Source organism: Phyllobacterium sp. 22229, from assembly GCF_052056495.1.
GTDB lineage: Bacteria > Pseudomonadota > Alphaproteobacteria > Rhizobiales > Rhizobiaceae > Phyllobacterium > Phyllobacterium myrsinacearum.
This window is the reverse complement of sequence record NZ_JBQEPA010000069.1, coordinates 1-395: the sequence shown is the minus strand read 5'-3', so window position 1 is coordinate 395 and position 395 is coordinate 1. Positions and strand designations below refer to the sequence as shown.

1 protein-coding gene is annotated in these 395 nt (G+C 54.2%); it reads right to left on the bottom strand.

Going from position 1 to position 395, the window contains the following annotated elements; translation table 11 throughout:
- The coding region (locus tag ACTJJ7_RS28105) for a type VI secretion system tube protein Hcp (protein WP_440969512.1) at positions 1 to 395 on the bottom strand (395 nt) is incomplete at its 3' end.

The following is a 395-nucleotide window of genomic DNA, read 5'->3' as shown; positions in this document are numbered from 1 at the left end:
TTCACTTCCATCTTGGTGAAGTTCAGGCGCAGCGTCTCGATCGGACGGTCGCCGTTGGAATCAACCGAATAATTGGCAATCAACGTGTTGGTCAGCTTGTATTCGATATAGGTCTGGCCGGGATTGCCGGTGGTGACCAGATGAATGGTTGCAAGCTTGCCGGAGCTGCCCGACACGGCTTCCTGAAACAATTTCGTTGAGGAGGAATCGCTCACCTTCGTCAGGACAACTTCACTGATCGTGGGTTCGGAGGCTTCGCGGTTGGCGGCTGAACCGGCGGACGTGCTCATCTTACGCCCCACATTCCAATGAATGGCTTCAATGTCCATCCAGCGCTTGTGCGTCTCCTGCGTCGCATCGCCCTGAATTCCATCAATCTGCAAGTAAATCGGCAT